Genomic DNA, 22380 nt, shown 5'->3' with positions numbered 1-22380 from the left:
GATTGGGGCGCCCGAAACGAGAACACCCGCGGACGAGCCGGTCGGACTCCGCGGCCAGGAATCCGGCTGATCCGGTCCTGCGCCACTCCACTGCCCGACAAGCCCCTGCGGGTGTCATAGGCCAACGCTAGTCGGCTTCGGCGAAAACCGGTAGGGAAGTTCTCATGAACCAGACGCCGAAAGCCGTTGTGTCGCGGCCAGAACGGCACAGCCCAGAACCGGAATTCCCCGGGATTCCAAGGCGCGGCAGGCTTCGCTGAGCGTGGAACCGGTGGTGATCACGTCGTCGACCAGCAAGACCGGTTGATCCATCAGCGTTTCAGCCCAGCGCGAACGCAGCTCGAAAGCCCCGTCCAGGTTGGCGGTACGGCGTTCCGCGGACAGCCCGGCCTGGTCCTCGGGACGCCGTACGACGCGCAGCGCGTCGGCCGGCCGGGCGTCGATTCCCTGTCTCCGCAGGGATCTGACGGCAGCCTTCGTAATCCGCCGGAGCGGATCGTGCCCGCGCTGCCGGACCGTTGCCGGTGACGACGGGACCGGGCACAACCAGGCCGCCCGCCGGTCTCCCAGCGCGGTCCGGACGACGCTTGCCAGTAGCCGGCCGAGGGGCTTCGCGAGGGCGTACCGGGCGTGCTCCTTGTGGGCCAGGATCAGCGCGCGCAACTCCCCGGCGTACGGCGCGGCGGCGGTCGGCGTACGGAGTCCGGGCGGTGGCGGGTCGGGCCATGCACGGAACGGAGTCAGCGGCGTCAGTAGCCCCCGGCAACCATCACAGAGAGTTACGCCGGGCCGGTCGCAGCCCGCGCACCGGCCGCCCAGGACGAGATCCACGAACGCGTCCCGGACCGGCACCGCACCACCATCCGCGAACCGGCCGCCGACCGCAACCACTCGGCCGCCGGCCTGTGGACAACTGTCAGCCGGGGTACGTCGGGGTGATCGCCGCCGAGCCGAGGCCGGCGGAGTCCGGCGAGACCCAGACCAGGTCCCGGCTGAGCCAGTGGATCCGGCCGGCGTCGTCCTCGATCACCGGCAGGGTGTCCTTGTTCGGGTTCGAGGCGACGTACTGCGGCCTGAAGTCCGGCGTCGAACCGGGAAGCAGCTGCAGGCTGGAGCCGTCGGTGTTGACCAGCCAGGCCTGCCGGGCCGAGTTGGTGGTCTGGTTGCTGGCCCCGATGACCACGATGCCCTGCTTGTTCCAGGCCGCGTCGGTGATGTTGTTCAGGGCCAGTCGCAGCTGGCGGAGCTGGCTGAGCACCAGCTGCTTGCCGCTGCCGGTGGTCTGGATCGTGCCGGTCTGCACGTAGTTCTGCCCGCCGGACTTCGGTTTCATCACCAGCAGGACGCGGACGCCGTCAGGCGCCATCCGCAGGTCCAGCGGGGTGTCGCCCTTGAAGTCGACCGCGACCGAGGCCAGGTGGCCGTCGTGATCGCGGACCCGCAGCCGCGGATGAGGGTTGGTGGCCCGGTCCAGGATCCACAGGTTGTCCTGGTTGTCGAAGCTGGGCTGCAGCGTCTGTCCCTCGACCGTGATCGCGACGGAGTCGGCGTCCTTGTCGGTCGTGTCCAGCGGCCCGTACAGGACCTCGTTCCCGGCGGCGGTGACGATCGCCCCCGCCTCACCGCGCAGGCTGACCGCGAACGACTGGGCCTTGTGCGCCCACAGCGGACTGGAGTTGAGCGGCTGGGCGGCGATCTCCGAGGCCCCGTCCAGGCCGACGATGCGCTGCACCTTCTGGTGCTGCAGGCCGTACAGCTTGGTCTGGGACCCGGCCGACACCTGCGGGTCGTACTGGTTGAAGTTGGCGAACGGCAGCACGTCCGGGTCGTCCGGCAGCAGCGGTGCGCCGCCGACGGTGATCTTGGCCCGGAGATTGAGCTGGTTGAGGGTCCAAACGATCTGGGCGGCCAGCATCCGCCGGTCCGGATCTCGCAACGCACCTGCGGCGTCGTTGAGCGCCACAGTGGCCACGCCCAGGTCCACTGGCACAGAAACCTGCACTTCGGTGCCCGGTGGAGCCAGAGTGACCACACCGTTGCCGAGCCTGCTGGTCGGACCCTTCAACAGCTCCTGGATCAGCTGGGTCGCCCCTTGGCCGGGCGAGAGGTTCTGCGGCAGGTAGACCGGGTCGGGCACCAGGATCTTGAGGCTCGGGTTGAAGAAGTACAGGTCGCGGGGAGCCAGCTTCAGGTCGACCTGGTTGCTGCCGAGGTACGCACCGGGCGGGACCGAGTCGACGCGGAGCTGCCCGTCGATCTTCTTCAGCTTGAAGAGGAAGTCGGCCCGGTCGGTCGCGGCCGCCGGGATCCACTCACCGCGCTTGCCGATCGTCGCGATCTTGAGGGCGCTCAGCTGTACGTCGTCGCCCACGCGGGTCAGTGACTCGGGACTCTGGTCGTACACCACGGTCTGCGCTTCGGGCTGCCACTTCGCCGCGGCTTCCGGTGTCATGTACTGCCGAGCCACGTCGAAGGCCTGCGAGTCCGACATGGCCTCCAGGAACCCGCTGACGATGGCCATCGCGCCGACGTTCGCCCGCGGCGGCTTCGCCTCGACACCGACGCCCCCGAGGTCCTGCGCGCGCCCCTGCCGCTCTCCGCTGCGGATGGTGCCTTGGGTCGGTACGGCGGCGCAGCCCGCGAGCAGCACTACGGCAGCCAGCAGGACGACGAGCAACCTGCGCCTCACCGGTCCTCACCGCCGTTCAGCTTCTGGTACGGCGCTCCGACATCGACGAGCTCGGTCACGATGCGGGTCGCGTCGGGCGGCCGGGGCGGCAGCGGCGAACCGGTGAGCGCCGTATCGGGCCGGCGCGGCAGTGTGAGCCGGAAGTACGCGCCGTCGCCGGGCGAGCCCCAGGCGTCCAGCCGTCCGCCGTGCAGCCGGGCGTCCTCGAGTGCGATCGACAGGCCAAGTCCGGTGCCGCCGGTGGTCCGGGCACGAGCTGGGTCGGCCCGCCAGAAGCGGCTGAACACCATCTCCGCTTCCTCGGCGCGGAACCCGACCCCGTGGTCGCGGACGGCCACGGCGGCCGCGTCCTCGTCGTACGCCGTGCTGATCCGGATCGGCAGGCCCTCGCTGTGCTCGATGGCGTTGCCGATGAGGTTGCGCAGGATCCGCTCGATCCGGCGCGAGTCCACCTTGGCTCGGCACGGCTCCGGCATGTCCAGCTGGACCTCGCAGCCCTTGCGGTGCAGCAGAGTCTCGTGGTTCTCCAGGACCCGGCTGACGATGTCGCGCAGGTCGACGTCCTCAAGGTCGAGCGCTGCGGCGCCCGCGTCGAACCTGCTGATCTCCAGCAGGTCGGCGAGCAGCTCTTCGAACCTGTTGAGCTCGTTCTGCAGCAGTTCCACCGAGCGGCGGCTGATCGGGTCGAACTGATCGCGGGTCTCGTGCAGCAGGTCCGCGGCCATGCGGACGGTGGTCAGCGGCGTACGCAGCTCGTGGGAGACGTCGGAGACGAACCGGCGCTGCAGGCGGGACAGCTCCTCCAGCCGGCGGATCTGGCGCTGCAGGTTGGAGGCCATCTTGTTGAACGACACCGCCAGGCGGGCCAGGTCGTCCGTCCCCCGGACCTGCATCCGCTCCTCGAGCTTGCCGGCGGCGAGCCGCTCAGCGATCCGCCGTGCCATCCGGACCGGCGTCACGACCTGTCGGGTGACCAGCCAGGCCACAGCACCGAGCAGAACGATCAGCAGCAGACCTGCGGTCACCAGGGCGCGCTGGACGACGTCGAGCGTCTCCTGCTGCGCGGTGAGCGGGAAGAGGAAGTAGATCGCGTACCGGTCGCCGGTGGAGTTGATCCGGATCTGCGAACCGATCACCAGCCCCGGCACGCCGGGGGCGTCGCGGTAGTTGATCTCGGTGTAGGTGTCCCACAGCTTGGAGTCGTCGCTCATCACCGAGGACGCCAGCGCCTCCGGGATCGAGTCGCTGTCGACCAGACCGGTGTAGCGGATCGCGTTGGACGCCGCCTGGTCGGTCGGGACGAGCAGTACGTCGTACAGACCCGGGCGGTTGGAGCCGAGGACCAGCTCGGACAGCTGCTGGTTGATCGTGTTGCGGTTCGCGGCGTCGATCGTGATCGACAGCTGGGCCAGCTGCGCCCGTACTTCGGCCTGGGCGCTGGTGCGACGTGACTCGAGGACGCCGTCGGTCACCTGGCTCATCATCACCCAGCCGACCAGGATCAGGACCAGCGTCGACATCAGCAGGGTGCCGGTGACGATGCGGGCCTGGATCGAGCGGCGCCAGATGTCCGGCCAGTGCTTGGGATGCGTCCGCCAGATCGGCTGCGGCTGGGCAGACCAATCCGCCGCGGTGACGTTCACGAGCTCCGTCCCGCGGGACACCGGCGCCTCCTGCTCCGGAGGTGCCGTCGACTGCCCTTGCTGTTGACCGGCCTGCTGCCCGGTGTGTTGTCCGGTGTGGTCCTCGGCTACCGGGTCGGTAGCCGGGTCACCAGTGGCAGCCTGCGACTCTTGGCCGCGTCCGTACTCGATCAGTCCGCACCCGCCTTGTATCCGACCCCGCGGACCGTGACCACGATCTCCGGGTGCTCAGGGTCCTTCTCGATCTTGGAGCGCAGCCGCTGGACATGCACGTTCACCAGCCGGGTGTCGGCCGCGTGACGGTAGCCCCAGACCTGCTCCAGCAGCACCTCGCGGGTGAACACCTGCCAGGGCTTCGACGCCAGGCAGACCAGCAGGTCGAACTCCAGCGGCGTCAGCTGGATCGTCTCGCCGGCCCGCTTCACCGAGTGGCCGGCCACGTCGATGGTGAGGTCGCCGATCGTCAGCGACTCCGGACCGGGCTCGTCCATCCGGCGCAGCCGGGCCCGGATCCGGGCCACCAGCTCCTTCGGCTTGAACGGCTTCACGACGTAGTCGTCGGCGCCGGACTCGAGGCCCAGCACCACGTCCACGGTGTCGCTCTTGGCGGTCAGCATCACGATCGGCACGCCGGACTCGGCCCGGATCGCCCGGCAGACATCGATCCCGTCCATCCCCGGCAGCATCAGGTCGAGCAGCAGCAGATCGGGCTTGAACTCCCGGAATGCCGGCACCGCCTTGTCACCGGTTGCGACCAGATAGGTGTCGTAGCCCTCGTTGCGCAGCACGATGCTGAGCATCTCCGACAACGCGGTGTCGTCGTCGACGATGAGGATGCGGCCCCGCATCGTCCGGTTACCGTCTGCCACGCCCTACTCCTTGCCGTCCGATCGGTGTGCGCCCGGCGGGTCCCTGACCGTACGCACTACGGATAGTGTCCCATTCCCCCGGTAGTGCACACGCCGGATCGCCGTGTGACCCCGAGTTGGGCTGTGATCATCCGGGATCATGGTGCACGGCCGGGGTTCACCACAACTCACGTGCCGGGCGGTATGGCGGTTCAAACGGGTTCAAGCGGGGTTCAGACGGGTTCGCCGGGGAGGAGGGACGCAGTGGCCGACCAGAACATGCACCTGCACGACGACGTGGCCACAGAGCCGCTGCGGCCGTGGCTGCCGGCGGATCTGCTCGACAACGCCGCCCGGACGATCTCCGACAACAAGACGATCATGCTGGGCCTTCCGGTGCTGGCCGGTATCGCACTGGTCGCGGTGCAGGCCGTGCTGACCGAGGTCGCCGTACCGGGTGGGCTCCCTGGGTTCTTCGGCGCGGACGACCCGTTCGGACAGGCCGGTGCGGCGCTCTTGCTCACGTACGGCGTACAGGTGGTCCTGTTCTCGGTCGTGTCGAGCATGCTGTCCGGAATCATCGCTCTGGCCGCGGTGCGGAGCCAGCTGGCGCACCGGGTCGGTCCGCGTGAGCTACTGCGGCTGGTGCGACCTGCGCTGCCCGCACTGGCTCTTGTCGGTCTGATGCAGTCGCTGTCCTTCATGCTGCTGATCGGCGGCTGGGGGCTCGCAGTACTCGGGATCGGTGCCGGTGCGGACGCAGCCATCTCCTCCGACGTGGCCGGTGCGGTGGCCGTTGTGATGATGCTGGTCGGCGGCGTACTCGTGCTGGTCTTCGGGATCAGGCTGGTGCTGGCCGGGACCGTCGTACTGATGGAGGGCCGGCACGCGCCCGACATCGGGCTCTACATTCCCGTCCGGGTCGGTGTCTGGGGCGCGCTGCGGCGGTCCTGGCGGCTGGTGAAGGGCAAGTTCTGGCGGGTGTTCGGGATCTTGCTGTTCGGCGGGCTGGTCGTGCAGATCATCGGGTACGCGCTGCAGTTCGGGATCACTGCCCTGGTTCTCACGGTCGGCTCGTGGGCCGACAGCAATGGCGCGACGGTGGTGACCGTTGTCGTCAGCGTGGCCGTGGGGATCTTCACGCTGATGACTCTGATCGCGAGCCTGGCGTTCATGTCCGCCGTACAGGCCCTGATCTACCTGGACCTTCGGGTACGGCGGGAAGGTCTCGACCTGTGGATGCGGCCGGCCCTGCGCTCCGAGGAGACTGCGTGATCCTCTTCTTGCAGGAGCCGCCCGTCGACATCGACAGGGAGCGAGCCGCCCGAGAGGCCGCCGAGGAGCTGTCCAAGTCGACGTACCGGGACTCCGGCGGTTCGCTGATCCAGAAGGCGATCGGCAAGGTGCTGGACTGGATCGGCGACCTCTTGAACAGCCTGACCGGCTCATCTCCCAACGGGCACGCCGGTCTGGCCATGCTGATCGCTCTGCTCGTGCTGGTGGTGCTCGTGGTCCTCTGGCGAGCCGGAGTACTGCGGACCAGCCGCAGAGTGAAGTCGCAGGCCGTTTTCGACACGGCCCGGCCCGCTAGCGCGGCGGAGTACCGCGCACTGGCGGAGCGGGAGGCTGCGTCTGGCGACTACGCGTTGGCGATCCGCAGCCGGTTCCGGGCGTGCGTGGCGGAGCTGACCGAGCGGACCGTGCTCGACGAGCGGGCAGGACGTACGGCGTACGAGGTGGTTGCCGATGCGTCGCGTATCGCTCCAGTACTGCGTGAACCGCTGCAGCCGGCCGCACTGGTGTTCACGGAGGTTGTCTACGGCAACCGTCCGGGGACACCTCAGCGGTACGCCGCTGTAGTGGCTGCTGATGACGCTGCGCGGACTGCTCGGGTGGCTGTATGAGCACGCCGCTCGGGCGGAGCGCTGGTGAGAGCTGGCGGGTACTGCGGACGCCGCTGCTCGTCACTGGACTGATTGTGCTCGCTGCGATCGTCATCCTGATCGCTACCTCGGCTCGGACGTCAGGGCCGTTCAGTCCGGACTCCACGGACTCGGACGGGGCACGTGCGCTGGCAGCGTTGCTGGAGAACCACGGCGTCGACGTACACAGCACGGAGACGCTGGACGACGCCGTACAGCCGGGTGAGGGCAAGGCGCTCATCATCGGCCCGGCCGGCTCACTCGGTCGCCCTGACCTGGAGCGGATCGCTCAGGCTCGCTGGAGCCACCTGGTGCTCATCCGGCCCGGTAGTCGGGCGCTGGAGATCCTGGCGCCTGGTGTGCAGCAGACGGGTGATGTGCTGTCGTCACGCAGTCGGGAGGCACAGTGCGACCTGCCGGCTGCCGTTCGAGCAGGCACGGTCACCGTCAGCGGCCCGACGTACAGTGCGCCGCCAGCGGCTGTCGCTTGTTACGGCGATGGCATCAACAACACGGTGGTGCGGTTGGAGGTCGATGACCGGATCGTCGATGTCGTTGGTACGCCGACGTCGTTCACCAACGCGCAGCTCGCCGACGACGGCAACGCGGCACTGGCGCTCAACCTGATCGGTACGCACCAGGACCTGACCTGGTACCTGCCGCAGTTCGAGTCGACGGACACAGGTACGGGCGACTCCGGCAGTGCACCGCTGATTCCGCCGGATGTTCGCTACATCGGGTGGGCGTTGGCGTTCGCCGTACTGGTCGTGGCGATCTGGCGTGGGCGGCGGCTCGGTCCGGTCGTGGCTGAGCGGTTGCCGGTGATCGTGCACGCGGCGGAGACGACTGAGGGCCGGGCTCGGCTCTACCGACGCTCACGGGCTCGGGACCGCGCGGCGGCAGCATTGCGGGAGTCAGCGCTCGGCCAGCTTCACGAGGCGCACGGCATCCCACGGCTGGCCGATCCGTCGGCGGTGGTCGCGACCGTCGCCGCACGGACCGGACGGGACCCCGTCATGCTGTACGAACTGCTCTACGGCCTGCCGCCGCTCTCTGACGCCGCTCTGATGTCTTTGTCCCATGAACTCGACGTACTGACGCAGGAGGTACGGAAACCGTGACGACTACCGAAGTCACCGCCGAACAGGCCCGGCAGGCGCTGGTCGCGCTGCGGACCGAGATCGGCAAGGCGGTGGTCGGCCAGGACACTGCGGTGACCGCACTGGTGCTCGCCCTGCTCTGCCGCGGCCACGTGCTGCTGGAGGGCGTGCCTGGTACGGCGAAGACGCTGATGGTGCGGGCGCTGTCGATGGCGATGCGGCTGAACACCAAGCGCGTGCAGTTCACCCCGGACCTGATGCCGGGTGATGTCACCGGGTCGCTCGTGTACGACGCGAAGACGTCGGAGTTCGAGTTCCGCCCCGGGCCGGTGTTCACGAACATCCTGCTGGCGGACGAGATCAACCGGACGCCGCCGAAGACACAGGCGGCGTTGCTGGAGGCAATGGAAGAGCGGCAGGTCACTGTGGACGGCGAGCCGCGCAAACTGCCGGTTCCGTTCGTCGTGGCCGCGACGCAGAACCCGATCGAGTACGAGGGCACCTATCCATTGCCGGAGGCCCAGCTGGACCGGTTCCTGCTCAAGGTGACGCTGGATATCCCGCCGCGCGACGCTGAGATCGCAGTACTCGCTCGTCATGCGCAGGGGTTCGACCCGCGGGACCTGGAGGGGGCTGGGCTACGCCCTGTTGCCGGACCGGAGGATTTGCTGGCCGGGCAGAACGCAGTACGGCGGGTTGCGGTGCGGGACGACGTACTGGCCTATGTCGTCGACCTGTGCCGGGCGACGCGGCAGTCTCCGTCGCTGCAGCTCGGGGTGTCGCCGCGTGGCGCTACTGCGTTGCTGGCGGTGTCGCGGGCGTGGGCGTGGCTGTCCGGGCGGGACTACGTGATTCCGGATGATGTGAAGGCGATGGCGCGTCCTTGCCTTCGGCATCGAGTCCAGGTACGCCCGGAGGCCGAGCTCGAGGGTGTGAGCGCGGACGCCGTACTGGAGAGCGTGCTGGCGACCGTCCCAGTCCCGCGCTGATGGTGCTCACCGGGCGGGCTGCTCTGCTGGCGGGTGCTGGGGTGGTCTTTGTTGCCCTGGTGATGCCGTCGTGGGCTGGGGTCGGTCTGGTCGTCGCTGTCGTGCTTGTCGTGTGCGTGGTTGACCTGCTGCTGGCTGGGTCGCCGCGGCGGCTCCAGTTCAGTCGCGACGGGGACAACGCCGTACGGCTCGGTGAGCAGGCTGTTGTGCAGTTGCTGGTGACCAATCCGGGTCGGCGGGTGCGCGGGTGGTTGCGGGACGCCTGGCCGCCTTCTGCCGGCGTACTGGACCCACCGCACAAGCTGGACCTGCCGTCTGGCGAGCGTCGGCGGTTGGTGACGCATCTGGTGCCGACGCGGCGCGGCGACCGGCACGCGGTGCGGGTGACCGTGCGGGCGTTCGGGCCGCTGGGGTTTGCGGGGCGGCAGGGGTCGCATGAAGTGCCGTGGACGGTGCGTGCTTTGCCGCCGTTCAACAGCCGCAAGCACCTGCCTTCGCGGTTGGCGCGGTTGCGTGAGCTGGACGGGCGTACTGCCTTGTTGGTGCGCGGGCAGGGGACGGAGTTCGATTCGCTGCGGGACTACGTGCCCGGGGACGACGTACGGAGCATCGACTGGCGGGCCACGGCTCGGCGCGGGAACGTCGTACTGCGGACCTGGCGTCCTGAGCGGGACCGGCAGGTCGTCATCGTGATCGACTCCGGTCGGCTGTCTGCGGGGCGGGTCGGGGATGCGCCGCGGCTGGACCATGCGATGGACGCTGCGCTGTTGCTGGCCGCGTTGGCGACTCGGGCCGGGGACCGGGTTTCGTTGCTGGCTTGCGATAGCGCGGTGCGTGCCGACGTACGGCGTCCTGCGCCGCAGGATGTGCTGCCGTCGTTCGTGAACGCGCTGGCGAACGTCGAGGCCGAGCTGGTGCAGACGGACTTCCGGATTGTGGTGTCGCAGGTGCTGGAGCGTTTGGGTCAGCGCTCACTGGTGGTGTTGCTGACCGGGCTGGATCCTGCTGTGATCGAGGAGTCCTTGCTGCCGGTCATAGGCCCTCTCCTGCGGCGGCACGTGGTGGTCCTGGCGTCGGTGGCGGACCCGCGGCTGACCGAGCTCGAGGCCGCGCGCACCGACCTACCCGAGGTCTACGCCGCAGCCTCCGCCGCCCGCACACGCCTCGACCGAGACCGCCTAACCGCCACCCTCACCCGCGCCGGCGTCACAGTGGTCGACGAAAACCCGGACCACATCGCGCCCGCTCTCGCGGACACCTACTTATCCCTCAAGAAGGCCGGACGCCTGTAAGGGCTGCCTCGAAGGTGGCGCGGTTGGTTGTTGTGAAGTTGTGTTCGCGGTGGGACCAGGTGATGCGTTCGGCGGCCGCGTCGCAGGGGTTTTGCGTCCAGAACTGGGCGTTTTGGAGTTGGCGGGTGAGGGTGGCGGGGATCAGGCCGGGACGGTCGGCGGCGGGTAGGGCGTAGGCGTCGGCCAGGACTCGGACCTGGTGAGCCTGGCGAATGGGGTCACCGTGCTTGGAGGCTATGCACCAGGTCCAGGCGGCGTACCCGAGGTCTTCCAGCGGGTCGCCGGGAGCGGCGAAGTCGAAGTCGATGAGGGCGACCGGGAGGTCGTTCTGGAAGACGAAGTTGTTGGGGCCTGGGTCGTGGTGGCAGACGACAGGGTGGGTGGTTGTCAGGCGGCTGTTCCGGGTGGCGTCGTGGAAGGCGCGCAACAGTGAGCCTGCGGCGGCGACCTGGTCGTCGGACCAGCGTTGGAAGCGGACCGGGACCCAGCCGTCCAGGTACGTGAGGATTTCGCGGGCGGACTCGTCGACGCCGAGGTGCTTCGGGGCGGCCGTGAAGCCTCGTTCTTCCAGCAGGTGCAGGAGCTCTGCGGTCAGCGGACCGGCGGGGCGTCGTACGGTGTCGCCAACGCGTACGACGCCCGGCGTCATGCGACCGCCTGTCAGTGGTTGCTCGGTCATGACACGCCGGGGCGGTCTTGGGCGAGCCACTCGGGGATCCAGTGGATGACGTTGCGCCAGAAGTAGAACGCCAGCTTGCCGCCAGGGAGCAGCGACTGTACGACGGTGACGCGGCAGCCCGCACCGGTCGCGGCGAAGTCGATCCGGGTCTCGGTGTCATCGACCGAGCTGCGGTACGCGAAGAGCCCGCCGGGCTCCCAGTCGGTGATCCGGCCGATTTCGAGTACGTCGTCCGGCGGCGAGTACACCTCGAGGACCCGCCCGCCGACGCCCGGCTCGATCTGCATCGCGGTGGCGCGCGCTGCGTCGAAGAAGTTGATCGGACCGCGGACCCACCACAGGTCGATCTCCTCGGTGAAGACCTTGAACGCGGTCGCCGGATCGACGTCGACCTCGATGAACGCGGTGGCTGATGCTTCGGTCATGACTGCGTCGGACGCGCTTGGAGGAAGGTCCAGCGATGGCCCTCGAGGTCCTCGGCTTCGTACGAGCGGAAGCCGTACTGGTGGATCTCCTGGACGATCTTGGCGCCGTTGTCCTGGCTGTGGATGAAGTGTGCGTCGAGGTCGTCGACGTACACCCAGGCGGCGTGGTCCGCGGCCGGCGTGCCCGGCTCGGTTCGCTTGAGGAGGATGATCGAGGAGGCGCCGGCGTGGAGCTCGAGCCAGCTCGGCTGACGACCTTCCTCGGGGATGCGATCCCACGTCTCCAGGCCGAACACCGTGTGCAGCCAGCGTGCCGCGGCGGCGGGATCCTCGTAGTACAAGGCGATTGCGAGCCGTCCGACCTCGCGGGGCGTCGACGGTGCGGTGTCGCGACGCGTGACCCAGGCCGGGAACCAGTACAGGACGTTCTGCCACGCGTAGTCGGCCCTGGTGCCGCCGTCGACCAGCGCTTCGACCACGGTGACGCGCGTACCGCCGTCGATCGGATCGAACGTGATCGTGGTTTCGGTGTCGTCGACCGAACTGCGGTACTCCAGGCGTTCGCCCGGCTCCCAGGCGGTGATCACGCCGCGTTCCAGCGCATCATCGGCGTACACCTCGAGGATCCGGCCGCCGACGCCCGGCTCGATGCGTACTTCGATCGCGCGGGCCGAGTCCCAGAAGTTGATCGGCCCGCGGACCCACCACAGGTCGATCTCCTCGGTGAAGATCTTGAACGCGGTCGGCGGCGCGACAGGTACCTCGACTGCGACCTCGACGGACTGCTCGGTCATCAGGACTCCTTCTGCTCGACGTGGCGTTTGAACGAGCCCAACTGGTCTCGCCAGTGCGCCTGGACCTGATCCAGCCAGGCCTGCACGGCGACCACGGGCTCGGGATTGAGCCGGAAGACGCGAACGCGGGCATCGTCCGGCACCCGCTCATCAGCCACCAGACCGGCCTCCAGCAGGATCCGCAGGTGCCGACTCATCGCCGGCGAGGACGCCCCCGTCGCCACCGCCAACTGCCCCGCCCGCCGCGGCCCCTCCCCCAACAACCGCACCACCTGCCGCCGCGTCGGATCCGCCAACACCTCAAAAAACCGATCCACAGCATCTTCCACCATCCCGCAATAGTTCTACCATTTGTTAACTATTGTCAACCACCAGAACCACCCAGTGCGTGGGGCGGAGCTAGCCGGCGATCAGGTGGCAGGCGACTTGGGGGGTCGGGGTGGCGGGGAGGATTGGTAGTGGGGTTGTGGTGCAGGCGCGGGTGGCGTTGTTGGTGGCTACTTGTTGGCAGCGGGGGTGGAAGCGGCAGCCGGTGGGGATGTGGGTGGGGTCGGGGGGTTCGCCGGTGAGGATGATGCGTTGGGGGGATTCGGGGAGCACGGAGAGGAGGGCTTGGGTGTAGGGGTGTTGGGGATTGGTCAGGATGGTTTCGGTGGGGCCGGACTCGACGATGCGGCCGAGGTACATGACGGCCACGCGGTCGGCGATGTTCCAGGCCAGGCCCAGGTCGTGGGTGACGACCAGGGCGGAGAGGCCGAGGTCGTCGCGCAGGCGGAGGATGAGGGAGAGGATCTCGCCGCGGACCGAAGCGTCGAGGGAGGCGACGGGTTCGTCGGCGATCAGGACCTTGGGGTCGAGGGCGAGTGCACCGGCGATGACGACGCGTTGGCGCTGACCGCCGGAGAGTTCGTGGGGATAGCGGTGGAAGAAGCGCTCGGGCGGGCGCAGGCCGGCACGCGAGAGGGCCGACGAGACGACAGATTCCTCGTCGGGGAGGTTGTGGATTCGGGGGCCTTCAGCAACTGCTTCGTAGACGGTGTGCCGAGGATTGAGCGAGCCCATCGGGTCCTGGAGGACGAGTTGGACCTGGCGACGGAACGCCTTCAGGGCGCGGCCGGAGTAGTTGAGCGGCGTGCCGTCATACGCGATCTGGCCGGCGGTGGGCCGTTCCAGGCCGAGGAGAGTGCGGGCGAGGGTGGTCTTGCCGCAGCCGGATTCGCCGACGAGGGCGACGATCTCGCCGGCGCCGATGGAGAGGTTGACGCCGTCGACGGCACGGGCGCGCCGACCGCTGCGGCCGGAGAACTCGACATGCAGGTCAGTTGCCTCTAGCAAGAGTCACTCCCTACCAGGATGCAGGCGGCGGTTCTGTCGCCGACCGGACGCAGCTGTACGTCGGACGTCGCGCACGTCTCGATCGCGACCGGACAGCGCGGATGGAACGAGCACCCGCCCGGCAACTGCTGCGGATCAGGTGGATCTCCGGCCAACCCCTGCGGGGCGAGGCGCGAAGCCGGATCGCCGACCGTCGGGAACGCAGCGGCCAGCGCCTGGCTGTACGGATGATGGAAATCGCCCGACGAAGGGCCGAGCTCGACCAGACGCCCGGCGTACATAACCGCGAGGCGGTCGCAGACGTCGGCCAACACCGACAGGTCGTGCGAAATCATCAGCAGCGAGATCCCGTGTGAGGCTATCAGCTCGCGGATGAGCGTGAGTACTTGCGCCTGGACCATCAGATCGAGCGCTGTCGTCGGCTCGTCGGCGATGATCAGTTGCGGCGAGCAAGCAAGCGCCATCGCGATCATGACTCGTTGCCGTTGGCCACCACTCAGCTCGTGCGGATAGCTGCGAGCTCGCCAGGCCGGCAGCCCGACCTGCTCGAGCAACTCCCGCACTCTTGAGGCGGCAGCCGAGCCCGACGCCAGCCGATGCACCGCGAGCGGCTCCGCGATCTGGTCACCGATTCGCTGGACCGGGTTGAGGCCGTGCTGGGCGCCCTGGAACACGATCGAGGCGGACGACCAGCGTACGGCGCGCAGCCGGCCCCACTTCATCGCGAGCACATCCTCGCCGTCGAGCAGGATGCGTCCGCCGACGACGGCCGATCGCGGCAGCAAGCGCAGCAACGCCAGCGCCACCGAGGACTTGCCGGACCCCGACTCGCCCGCCAGGCCGACCGCCTCGCCCGCGGCGATCGACAACGACACACCCCGCACAGCAGGCACATCACCGGACCCGATGCTGTAGTTCACGGTCAGGTCGTCCACCTCGAGCATCAGGCTCCCCCGGTTCGTAGGCGCGGATTGAGCACTGTCTCCAGAGTCCTTCCACACAAGGTGAAAGCCATCACGACGATGACGATGCAGAGACCCGGCAACAAGATGTACCACCAGGCTCCGGCAGTTGCCGCGCCCCAGTCGTACGAGCCTCGCAGCATCGTCCCCCACGACGTCTTGTTCGCGCTCACGCCGAGGAACGCCAGCGTCGACTCCGTCACGATCGCGCTCGCGACCTCGAGCGTCGTACTTGCCAACAGCAACGGTGCGACGTTCGGCAGCACGTGCCGGGTGGTGATGTGCCAGTGCCCGCCGCCGAGCGCCAGCGACCTCTCGATGTACGGGCGTGCCTCGACGGCCAGCGTCTGCGCGCGGATCAGCCGCGCCGTCGACGGCCACGACGTCACCCCGATCGCCACGATGATCGTCGCCGTCGAACCACCGAGAATCGCGGCCAGCACCAACGCGGTGACCAACGACGGCAGCACGAGAAACCAGTCGGTCACCCGCAGGATCACCGCGCCGGCCCACCCTCGGAAGTGCCCGGCCGCGATCCCGAGCACGGTCCCGATCACCATGCTCAGCAGGGCCGCCAGGAACCCGATCAGCAGCGAGGTCCGCGAACCCCACCAGATCATCAGCAGCACCGAACGTCCCGACTCGTCCGTCCCGAGCGGATCGTCGAGACTCGGCGGCGCCAGCTTCGCGCCGGTGCCCGACACCACGTTCGTCACGCCGGCGTCGATGAACAGCGGCGCGATCAACGCCAGTACGACGGCCACCGCGAGAATCACCAGCCCGGCGACCCCGGCCCGGTGCGTGCGGAAGTCGGACCAGAACCGCCCGGCCGCGCGACGTCGACGTACCCAGGTCACGTTGCTCATGCCGACCTCACCCGCGGATCCAGCAAGTGATAGATGACGTCCGCCAGCGTGTTCATCAGGATGACCGAGACCGTGATCAGCAGGAACGTTCCCTGCATCAACGTGAAGTCCGGCACCCGGATCGCTTCGTAGAACAGCTGCCCGAGCCCCGGCCAACTGAAGATCGCCTCGACCGTCACAGCACCCCCGACCACGAATCCGATCCGCATGAACACCAGCGTCACCGTCGGCAGCAGCGCATTCGGTACGGCGTGCTTCCGGCGTACGTCGTCATCGCGCAAACCCTTGGCCCGCGCCGTCGTGATGTAGTCCTGCCCGACCTCGTCGATCACCGACGACCGCATCACCAGCAGGTACTGCGCATAGACGACCGCAACGAGCGTCAGACACGGCAACACCATGTGTACGCCGACATCCAGCACGCCGGCGAACCCGTCGGGTTTGTCGACGCTCGAACTGCCGCGCGTCGGGAAGACCCCCGGAATCGGCCCGATCCCGGCCGCGAACACCATCAGCAGCAACAGCCCGAGCCAGAACGTCGGAACTGACCAGAGGACAAGGGAGATCGCGGTCGACAGCTTGTCGAACCGGCTGCCCGGCTTCCATCCGGCGCGAGCACCCTGCCACAGGCCGAGGCTGACCGCGATGACCAACGCCGTACCGGTGAGCAGCAGCGTCGCCCCGATCCGCTCGCCGATCAGGTCGACCACCGGCCGCTTGTACTCGTACGAGATGCCCAGATCGAACCGCAGGGTCTGTTTGACGAAGTGCAAGAACTGTTCGGGGATCGGCTTGTCGAGCCCGAGCCGAGCGCGTTCCAGGTCCAGTTGTTCCGGCGTCATGTTCCGTCCCTGGGCCAACGCCCTGACCGGATCGCCGGGCAGCAGACGGAACAGGAAGAACGTCGCGACGATCACCATCGCGATGCTGAGCAGGGCCCCGCCCGCCTTGGTCGCCGCATAGCGCAGCAGACCGTGGCGAGCAGTGCTCCGCTCAGGAGCTTCGACCGTGACCGTCATTCGCGCTCGTCGGCCGCGCCCTGACGGCGTCGCAGTACGAAGAACCCACCGATCAGTACGACGACCACGGCCGCCGCGATGCCCGCGATCACGCCACCGCCCATCCCACCGCTTTCGGCCGTGGCGCCATCCTTCGAGACCGCCTCCAGCGTGTAGAACGGCCAGTACCCGGACCCGCCGTACAGCAGGCCCTTGTCCTCGGGGATCGGCGTGATGCTGGCGATCCGGTCTTTGCGATAGCCCTCGAGATCGTTCGGGTAGTACAGCGCGATCACCGGCGCATCGACGTACAGCCGCTCCTCCATCTTCTTGATGATGTCGGCGCGCTTGGTCCGGTCGAGCTCCTTCTGCTGCTGCAGGTACAGGCTTTCGTACTTCGGGTCGCAGTAGAACGACTCGGTGCCGCCGCCCTGGCCATTCGCGGTCGGGCGCCGGCTGCAGAGGTGTGTGCCGAGCACCTCTTCCGGATCCGGGTTCACCGACCAGCCGCTGATCGCGATGTCGAAGAGCGCCGTCGTACCGGTCTCCTCGGTGAACTTGCTGGAGTCGAGCCGCTTGGTGGTCAGCGTGATGCCGATCTCCTTGAACCAGCCCGTCAGGTACTCCGCGAGCTTGTCCTCGATCGGCGTATCGGTGTGGATGCTGAACCGGAACTGCAGTTTCCGCGACCCGTCCGGCATCGTCCGTACGCCGTCAGGACCCTTCTTGTACCCCGCGTCGTCGAGGATCTTGTTGGCCTTCGCGAGGTCGAACGTGACCTTCTCGGCGCCGCTCGCCTCCCAGAAGAAGTCCTTGTACAGCGGCGGAATGATCGACCCGTCCGCCGGTTTCGCGAGGCCGCCCTGCACCTCGTCGACCAGCTTCTGCTTGTCGATCGCGTAGTGCAGCGCGGTGCGGACCTTGGGATCCTTGAGCGCCGGGTGGCCGTCGCCGATCGGCTTGTCGTCGCTGGTCGTCGCGCCGTGATTGATCTGCAGGTACGCCGCCCGCCGGCCCTGCGTGTTCCACTGGACGATGCTGTCATCGCCCTTCAACGACTCGAAGTCCGGCGGGTTCAGCCGCCCGATCAGGTCGATGTCGCCCTTCTTCAGCCCGACGATCGACGCCGCCGGATTGTCGTAGAAGATCACCTGCAGCTCGTCGATCTTCGGCCGCCCACGCCAGTACTGCGGGTTCGCCTCGAGCCGCACGAACTGGTCCTTCTTGTGCTCGACCGCGACGTACGGTCCGCTGCCGACGGTCGGGTACACCTCAGCGTCGTACTCCGAGATGTTCTTGACCTTCTCCCAGACATGCTTGGGCATGATCGGGACGGGATTGTCGAGCATGGACGCCTGCGGGGTCTTGAGCTTGATCGTCAGCTCCTGGCCGTTCGCGGTGACGCTCTGGAAGTTCGCAACGGCCGGGCCGTTGCCGGTCTTGGCGCCGTCGTCGGTGATCATCTTGTTGAACGTCCAGGCCGCGTCGTCGGCCGTGATCGGCTGCCCGTCGGACCACTTCGCCTGCCGGATCTTGAACGTCCAGGTCAGCCCGTCCGGCGACGTCGTCCAGGACTCGGCGAGGTCCGGACTGGGCTGCAGCGTCTTCGAATCCGGCACCGTGAGGAAGCCGTAGATCATCCGCTGGATCGAGCCGGTCACCAGCCGCACCGCCAAGAACGGATTCATCGAGTCGACCGACTGCGTCACCCCGATCTTGATGACCTTCTTCGGCGCATCCTCCTGCGGCCGCGCGTACGCCGTACCGGGCACCACACCCAGCAAGCACAACGCCGCCAGCCCCGCCAACAGCTTCCTCATGGGCCGCCCCACCTTCCCCAGCCGGTGTTGGTGTCTGGGGAAGAAACCACACCAGCAACCACCCCTCTGTCAACAAGCTACGACCCTTTGTCACATTGAAGTAACCTTCTTACCGGTCGGAACTGGTCCAGTTGGAGGGTGGATCCCCGCGTGTGAACTGGTCGCCCCACGCGTGCTCCGCAGCCGCTTTCTTCGTCGCTGCGCTCCTCAGCGCACCCGCTTCGCGCGCTCCCGCCCGCCCCCGGCTCAGCGCCGTACATCCCTCCCGGCTACCGCCGGGGTTTCCGGCTAGCGCCGGGATCTGCCGGCTGCCGCCGGCGAGTTGCGAGCTGCCGCTCGCGGGTGACTGCTCGCGCCGGCGTTGGGAGGCCGGTCTGCGTGGGGACGCTTCATCGTGGGTGTTGCTTGGCCGGGGTGGGCTAGTGGACACGATGCTTGCGTTGCCGACGCCGGGTCGAGCAGAAGCCAGCTCGGGACGCGCCGCGGCGACGGGCCCGCGCTGGTTATCTTCCACCCGGTGTGGCTCGCCGCCTGGAGATGCATCTGGCCCGGCACTCGAGCTGGGGCGCCTGCGGCGGGGCCAGCTCCGTAGACGCGCCGCGATCGAGGTCGGCCTGGCCGGATCCTGGGACTCGGCCAGGCCGGTGCGTCGCCATGGGGCGCGGTCGGCGGACTTCTGTGGCCGAGGGCACCGTGATGAGTTGACCTATTGCGTTGCGGGAATTGGTATTTCGTGGCTTGGTTCGGGGGTCGTTAGCGTCGGATTCATGGAGTGGATCTTTCAGACGGCCGAAGAGTTGTTGGCCGCATTGCGTGCCGGTGAAGTGACTTCGAGAGAACTGACCGATGACGCGATTGCCCGGATCGAGCGCGACGACAAAGCGATCAACGCGATCTGTCTGCCGGACTTCGACCGCGCGCGGGCCGCGGCGCGCAACGCGGACGCAGCGCGTGCATGCGGTGAGGACCGGCCGTTGCTCGGGATTCCGGTGACGGTCAAGGAGTCGTACAACATGGCTGGGCTGCCGACGACCTGGGGCATGCCGCAGTTCCGCGACTTTGTGCCGGCCGAGGACGCCTTACAAGTGTCGCGACTGAAGGCCGCGGGTGCGGTGATCCTGGGGAAGACCAACGTGCCATTGGGTTTGCAAGACATCCAGAGTTTCAACGAGATCTACGGCACCACCAACAATCCGTGGGATCACGACCGTACGTCGGGCGGCTCCTCCGGCGGATCAGCGGCGGCGCTCGCGTCGGGATTCGGCGCGCTGTCCATCGGCTCCGACCTCGCCGGTTCGCTGCGTACTCCCGCGCATTTCTGCGGCATCTACTCGCACAAGCCGACACTCGGCCTAGCAGCAACCCGCGGCATGGTCGCACCGCCGGGACCAGCATGGCCGGTGGACATCGACCTCGCCGTCGTCGGTCCGATGGCGCGCAGTGCCCGCGACCTCATGCTCCTGCTCGACGTCATGGCCGGACCGGACCCGCTGACGCATGGCAAGGCGTACGACGTGACGCTGCCGCCCGCGCGCCACGAGCGGCTCGGCGACTTCCGGGTTTTGGTGATCGACGAGCATCCGCTCATCCCGACCGGATCCGCTGTGCGGGCGGGCGTGAACCGGGTGGCCGACGCGCTTGCCGACGGCGGCGCCCGCGTCGAACGGCGTACTCCGCTGCTGCCCGATCTGACCGAAGCCGCCATGATCTATATGCAGTTGCTGTTCTCGGGCTCGGTCGCGCGTTTCCCCGTCGACGCCTACGAGGAGCTGAGGATGCGGGCCGCCGCACTGAGCGCAGACGACCAAAGCCTCGACGCGGTGCGGCTGCGCGCGATGGTGTTCAGCCACCGCGACTGGATCGAGACCAACAACCGTCGCGAGATCCACCGCCACGGCTGGCGACAGCTCTTCGCCGAGTTCGACGCCGTGGTGTGCCCGATCACGCCGACACCCGCGTTCCCGCACGACCACAACCCCAATCCGCTCGAACGCCGCCTCGACATCGACGGCGCCGCCTACCCGTACTTCGACCAACTCGCCTGGGCCGGCCTCCCCACCATGCCCGGCCTCCCCGCCACCGCCATCCCAACGGGCCTGTCCCCCGAGGGCCTGCCGGTCGGGGTCCAGCTCATCGGCCCAATGTTCGAAGACCGCACCCCGCTACGCCTCGCCGAACTCCTCGAACAGAAGCTCGGCGGCTTCCAGCCACCCAGGTAGTCACCTCGACAACCAGACCGCGTTCGCATCAGACGCGAAGCCTCCGCGTCTGATGCGAACTGGATTTCGCCTGACAGATCACCGCCCAACCGACGAGCAGACCGCACGCACCCCGAACGACGGCAACACCTGTCGCACACGATGGCGACGTGACAGGCATGGCTGGCCTGTCCATCCCGCCGTTCACGAGCCGAACGGCCTCCCCCTGCGGGCACCCCGTGGAACTGGTCAGTCGCCTGATCGCCGACCGTTCATCGTCCAGGTGTGATGGACGGTCGCCGGTCTGACGAGAGACGAGTTGATCAACGCGGAGGTTCACACACTCGCCACATCATGACGGCCAACTCGTCAGTGGACGGTGCCAAGCAGTCACCCCGCGAGCGGCAGCTCGCAAGATCTCGGCGGCAGCTGGCAGGTCCCGACGATAGCCGGCGGCAGCAGCTGGAAAGGATGTACGGCGCTAAAGGCGGGGGCGGCGGCAGAGCGCCAGCAGACTCGCTGAGGAGCGCGACGACGAAGGACCCGCGTGCGAATCAGGCGGGGGGAAACCACATTCGCCACATCACCACGACCCGCTATCCCAAGGACGGCGCCAGCAGTCGCCCTGAGCGGTAGCTCGCAACCCGCCGGCGGCAGCCGGCAGATCCCGGCGATAAGCCGGCACAGTCCGGCGATAGCCGGAACCCCGGCGGCAGCCGGAAGGATGCACGGCGATGAGCCGGGGGCGGGCGGGAGCGCGCGGAGCGGGTGCGCTGAGGAGCGCAGCGACGAAGGAAGCGCCCGCGAAGCACGCGGGGGGAACCACCTTCACCACATCACACGGCCCACCCTTCGAACGACCGCGACCAAGCAGTCACCTCGCCAGCGGCAGCTCGCAACTCGCCGGCGGCAGCCGGCAGATCCCGGCGACAGCCGGCACAGTCCGGCGATAGCCCGGAAACCCCGGCGGCAGCCGGCACGGTCCGGCGATAGCCCGGAAGGGATGCACGGCGCTGAGCCGGGGGCGGGCGGGAGCGCGCGTAGCAGGCACGCTGACGAGCGGAGCGAGGAAGGAAGCGCCTGCGAAGCACGCGGGGGGAACCACCTTCACCACATCACCACCCTTCACCACACAACCACCACCTTCATCACCGTATTCGGCTTGACTACACGGTTGTGTAGTAGTTTGCTGTTGTGTGTAGGGAGAGGAGTTGGTGATGGATCGAGCGGCAGAGGACCTCACGGCGCGGGCTCGGATTCGGGATGCGGCTATCCGGTTGTTCGGGGAGCGTGGGATCGAGGGTGCTTCGATTCGGGATATCGCTGCGGAGGCGGGGGTGTCGTCCGGGCTCGTGCGGCATCACTTCGGGTCGAAGGAGGCGTTGCGGGAGGCCTGCGATCGGTACGCGAAGGATCGGATGATCCAGATCGGCGCTGAGCTCACGCAGGACGGTGATCTCACCGGGCTCGATCCGCTCCTGCTCCATCCGATCGCGTTTCCGCTGCAGATCTACATCGTTCGCTCGATGATGGACGGCTCCGAGACCGCGACCGCGCTGTTCCTCGAAGGGGTCGATGCGGTCGAGGCGTGGGCCGGCAGTTACGGCATCAAGCCGAACGATCCCCGCGGGTACGCCGCCGCGCTGGCCGCGATCAAGCTGAGTGTCTTCATCCTGCGCGATCAGGTCTCGAAGGCGCTCGGCGAGGACATCACCACCCCTGCGGGCTACAACCGGATCGGCAAGGCCTTGATGGAGGTCTTCACGATCCCGCTACTCACTCCGGAACAAATCGACAAGATTCGGAAACAGGAGAAGTGA

20 protein-coding genes are annotated in these 22380 nt (G+C 68.0%); 7 read left to right on the top strand and 13 right to left on the bottom strand.

Going from position 1 to position 22380, the window contains the following annotated elements; translation table 11 throughout:
• Nucleotides 1–162: 162 nt before the first annotated feature.
• From ACQPYH_RS08800 to mtrA, 4 genes are all read right to left on the bottom strand, one after another.
• The gene (locus tag ACQPYH_RS08800) at nt 163–852 is read right to left on the bottom strand and encodes a ComF family protein (RefSeq protein ID WP_432888878.1); all 690 of its coding nucleotides are present in this window, start codon (nt 850–852) and stop codon (nt 163–165) included.
• Between the two features lie 64 nt (nt 853–916).
• Nucleotides 917–2689, bottom strand: a complete 1773-nt coding sequence (locus ACQPYH_RS08795; protein ID WP_432888876.1) for an LpqB family beta-propeller domain-containing protein — start codon at nt 2687–2689, stop codon at nt 917–919.
• Nucleotides 2686–4353, bottom strand: a complete 1668-nt coding sequence (mtrB, locus tag ACQPYH_RS08790; RefSeq protein WP_432888874.1) for an MtrAB system histidine kinase MtrB — start codon at nt 4351–4353, stop codon at nt 2686–2688. The genes ACQPYH_RS08795 and mtrB overlap by 4 nt, the downstream gene beginning before the upstream one ends.
• A 149-nt stretch (nt 4354–4502) precedes the next feature.
• Nucleotides 4503–5180: an MtrAB system response regulator MtrA gene (gene mtrA, locus ACQPYH_RS08785; RefSeq protein ID WP_130445425.1), complete on the bottom strand. Its 678-nt coding sequence runs from the start codon at nt 5178–5180 to the stop codon at nt 4503–4505.
• 264 nt (nt 5181–5444) lie between these two features.
• On the opposite strand from mtrA, the gene ACQPYH_RS08780 reads away from it, so the two are divergent.
• The 5 genes from ACQPYH_RS08780 to ACQPYH_RS08760 are packed head-to-tail and all read left to right on the top strand — an operon-like array spanning nt 5445 to nt 10483.
• Nucleotides 5445–6455 carry a hypothetical protein gene (locus ACQPYH_RS08780; RefSeq protein ID WP_432888872.1) on the top strand — a complete coding sequence of 337 codons (1011 nt, stop codon included), beginning with the start codon at nt 5445–5447 and terminating at the stop codon, nt 6453–6455.
• Entirely contained in the window at nt 6452–7084 is a 633-nt protein-coding gene (locus tag ACQPYH_RS08775) for a DUF4129 domain-containing protein (protein WP_432888870.1), read from the top strand. Before ACQPYH_RS08780 ends, ACQPYH_RS08775 begins: the two co-directional genes overlap by 4 nt.
• The gene (locus tag ACQPYH_RS08770) at nt 7081–8223 is read left to right on the top strand and encodes a DUF4350 domain-containing protein (RefSeq protein ID WP_432888868.1); all 1143 of its coding nucleotides are present in this window, start codon (nt 7081–7083) and stop codon (nt 8221–8223) included. Before ACQPYH_RS08775 ends, ACQPYH_RS08770 begins: the two co-directional genes overlap by 4 nt.
• On the top strand, nt 8220–9191 hold the full coding sequence (locus tag ACQPYH_RS08765; RefSeq protein WP_432888866.1) for an AAA family ATPase: 972 nt from the start codon (nt 8220–8222) through the stop codon (nt 9189–9191). Before ACQPYH_RS08770 ends, ACQPYH_RS08765 begins: the two co-directional genes overlap by 4 nt.
• Complete coding sequence (locus ACQPYH_RS08760) at nt 9191–10483, top strand: DUF58 domain-containing protein (protein ID WP_432888864.1); 1293 nt, start codon at nt 9191–9193, stop codon at nt 10481–10483. The genes ACQPYH_RS08765 and ACQPYH_RS08760 overlap by 1 nt, the downstream gene beginning before the upstream one ends.
• On the opposite strand, the gene ACQPYH_RS08755 is transcribed toward ACQPYH_RS08760, so the two are convergent.
• The 9 genes from ACQPYH_RS08755 to ACQPYH_RS08715 form a co-directional block, all read right to left on the bottom strand.
• Complete coding sequence (locus ACQPYH_RS08755) at nt 10461–11162, bottom strand: phosphotransferase (protein ID WP_432888862.1); 702 nt, start codon at nt 11160–11162, stop codon at nt 10461–10463. The two genes, ACQPYH_RS08760 and ACQPYH_RS08755, sit on opposite strands and share 23 nt — an antisense overlap.
• The gene (locus tag ACQPYH_RS08750; RefSeq protein WP_432888860.1) at nt 11159–11587 is read right to left on the bottom strand and encodes a hypothetical protein; all 429 of its coding nucleotides are present in this window, start codon (nt 11585–11587) and stop codon (nt 11159–11161) included. The genes ACQPYH_RS08755 and ACQPYH_RS08750 overlap by 4 nt, the downstream gene beginning before the upstream one ends.
• Complete coding sequence (locus ACQPYH_RS08745; RefSeq protein WP_432888858.1) at nt 11584–12381, bottom strand: VOC family protein; 798 nt, start codon at nt 12379–12381, stop codon at nt 11584–11586. The genes ACQPYH_RS08750 and ACQPYH_RS08745 overlap by 4 nt, the downstream gene beginning before the upstream one ends.
• Nucleotides 12381–12713 (bottom strand): ArsR/SmtB family transcription factor, encoded by a 333-nt coding sequence (locus ACQPYH_RS08740; RefSeq protein WP_432888856.1) that lies wholly within the window; start codon nt 12711–12713, stop codon nt 12381–12383. Before ACQPYH_RS08740 ends, ACQPYH_RS08745 begins: the two co-directional genes overlap by 1 nt.
• A gap of 67 nt (nt 12714–12780) precedes the next feature.
• Nucleotides 12781–13716 (bottom strand): ABC transporter ATP-binding protein, encoded by a 936-nt coding sequence (locus tag ACQPYH_RS08735; protein WP_432888854.1) that lies wholly within the window; start codon nt 13714–13716, stop codon nt 12781–12783.
• Nucleotides 13710–14660 (bottom strand): ABC transporter ATP-binding protein, encoded by a 951-nt coding sequence (locus ACQPYH_RS08730; protein WP_432888852.1) that lies wholly within the window; start codon nt 14658–14660, stop codon nt 13710–13712. Before ACQPYH_RS08730 ends, ACQPYH_RS08735 begins: the two co-directional genes overlap by 7 nt.
• The gene (locus tag ACQPYH_RS08725) at nt 14660–15544 is read right to left on the bottom strand and encodes an ABC transporter permease (RefSeq protein ID WP_432888850.1); all 885 of its coding nucleotides are present in this window, start codon (nt 15542–15544) and stop codon (nt 14660–14662) included. Before ACQPYH_RS08725 ends, ACQPYH_RS08730 begins: the two co-directional genes overlap by 1 nt.
• Complete coding sequence (locus ACQPYH_RS08720; RefSeq protein ID WP_432888848.1) at nt 15541–16563, bottom strand: ABC transporter permease; 1023 nt, start codon at nt 16561–16563, stop codon at nt 15541–15543. Before ACQPYH_RS08720 ends, ACQPYH_RS08725 begins: the two co-directional genes overlap by 4 nt.
• Nucleotides 16560–18362 (bottom strand): ABC transporter substrate-binding protein, encoded by a 1803-nt coding sequence (locus tag ACQPYH_RS08715; protein WP_432888846.1) that lies wholly within the window; start codon nt 18360–18362, stop codon nt 16560–16562. Before ACQPYH_RS08715 ends, ACQPYH_RS08720 begins: the two co-directional genes overlap by 4 nt.
• Nucleotides 18363–19129: 767 nt before the next feature.
• On the opposite strand from ACQPYH_RS08715, the gene ACQPYH_RS08710 reads away from it, so the two are divergent.
• Nucleotides 19130–20581: an amidase gene (locus ACQPYH_RS08710; RefSeq protein ID WP_432888844.1), complete on the top strand. Its 1452-nt coding sequence runs from the start codon at nt 19130–19132 to the stop codon at nt 20579–20581.
• Nucleotides 20582–21777: 1196 nt separating this feature from the next.
• The gene (locus ACQPYH_RS08705; protein WP_432888842.1) at nt 21778–22380 is read left to right on the top strand and encodes a TetR/AcrR family transcriptional regulator; all 603 of its coding nucleotides are present in this window, start codon (nt 21778–21780) and stop codon (nt 22378–22380) included.

It is taken from the genome of Kribbella sp. CA-245084 (genome assembly GCF_050942355.1).
GTDB lineage: Bacteria > Actinomycetota > Actinomycetes > Propionibacteriales > Kribbellaceae > Kribbella.
Note: the sequence above shows the minus strand (reverse complement) of the source record. Positions and strands in the feature narration are given on the sequence as shown.